A 1334-nucleotide genomic window follows, 5' to 3' on the forward strand; every position below is an offset into this window, starting at 1 on the left:
TAGCACTCGATGACGTTGACGGCCAGGCCGCCGCGCGAGGTCTCCTTGTACTTGTCGAGCATGTCCCGCCCGGTGTCCCGCATCGTCTTGATCGCCTTGTCCAGCGAGACGAAGTGCCGGCCGTCACCGCGCAACGCGATACGGGCGGCGGTGATCGCCTTGATCGAGGCCACCGCGTTGCGCTCGATGCACGGGATCTGCACCAGACCACCGATCGGGTCGCAGGTCAGCCCCAGATTGTGCTCGATACCGATCTCGGCGGCGTTCTCCACCTGCTCCGGCGTGCCACCCAGCACCTCCGTCAGCCCGGCCGAGGCCATCGAGCAGGCCGAACCCACCTCACCCTGACAGCCGACCTCGGCACCGGAGATCGAGGCGTTCTCCTTGAACAGCACCCCGATCGCCGCCGCCGTCAGCAGGAACCGCACCACACCGTCGTCATCGGCGCCCGGCACGAACCGGTTGTAGTAGGTCAGCACGGCCGGGATGATGCCCGCGGCGCCGTTGGTGGGCGCGGTGACGATACGGCCCCCGGCGGCGTTCTCCTCGTTGACGGCCAGCGCGAACAGCGACACCCAGTCCATCGCCTGCAGCGGGTCCTTCTCCGTCGACTCGGTCTGCAGCTGGCGGTGCAGCTGGTGGGCTCTGCGCCGGACCTTCAGCCCGCCGGGCAGCACGCCCTCCTTGGCGATGCCGCGCTTGACGCAGTCGGACATCACCCGCCACAGGCCGACGATCCCGGCGCGGATCTCCTGCTCGGTGCGGCCGAAGGCCTTCTCGTTCTCCAGCATCAGCCCGGAGATCGACAGCCCGGTGTTGGAGCAGTGCTTGAGCAGCTCTTCGGCGGTGGTGAACGGGTAGGGCAGGACGGTGTCGTCCGGCTTGATCCGGTCGGCGCCGGTGGCGTTCTCATCGACGACGAAGCCGCCGCCGACCGAGAAGTACACCTTCTCCCGCAGCGTGCTGCCGTCGGCGGCGAAGGCGGTGAAGCGCATGCCGTTCGGGTGCTCGGGCAGGGAGATCTTGCGCTCGAAGACCAGGTCCTCCCCGACCACGAACGGGATCTCGTGCGTGCCGTAGAGCGACACCGTGCCCGACTCCCGCATGGCCAGCAGCCGGGCGTCGATGGAGTCGACGTCGACCAGCTCCGGCTTCTCGCCGGACAGGCCGAGCAGGACGGCCTTGTCGCTGCCGTGGCCCTTGCCGGTCAGCCCGAGCGAGCCGTACAGGATGGCCTCGACGCGCGCCGTCGAGTCGAGCAGCCCGTCCTCGTGCAACCCGCGGGCGAACTTGTGCGCGGCCGCCATCGGCCCGCCCGTGTGCGAGCTCGACGG

General features: G+C 69.3%; 1 protein-coding gene. It reads right to left on the reverse strand.

The window, feature by feature from the left end:
- Positions 1-1334 (reverse strand): L-serine ammonia-lyase (locus tag KIK09_RS57185; RefSeq protein ID WP_214327973.1); only part of this gene is annotated, 1334 nt, incomplete at both ends.

Source organism: Nonomuraea sediminis (assembly GCF_018531495.1).
Taxonomy (GTDB): Bacteria; Actinomycetota; Actinomycetes; order Streptosporangiales; family Streptosporangiaceae; genus Nonomuraea; species Nonomuraea sediminis.